Genomic DNA, 257 nt, shown 5'->3' on the forward strand with positions numbered 1-257 from the left:
CCCGGTCCATGCTTCGCGGATAGTTGGACGACACGTACTCGGCGCCGTCAAAAGGAGCCGGTGGAGCATTGACCGTGATGCGGAAGACCGGCGAGGTGAGGAATCGAAGGTGCTCGTCTCCATTGATGTACTTCACGGCCGTTGCCTTGAGCACGTATTCGTACGTGCCCGTCGATATACCGCTCTCCGTGTAGGTACCCACAGGCAACGTGGATACCGCGACGTTGTTGCGCAACAAGCGCATGTCGGTGAGGAAT

At 58.4% G+C, this 257-nt stretch carries 1 protein-coding gene; it reads right to left on the reverse strand.

The features are described from left to right. A partial coding sequence (locus tag ACM0OP_RS24465; RefSeq protein WP_414530992.1) for a hypothetical protein occupies nucleotides 1-257 on the reverse strand: 257 nt, incomplete at both ends.

This window comes from Nodularia chucula CCY0103 (assembly GCF_963923915.1).
GTDB classification, from domain to species: domain Bacteria; phylum Cyanobacteriota; class Cyanobacteriia; order Cyanobacteriales; family Nostocaceae; genus Nodularia; species Nodularia chucula.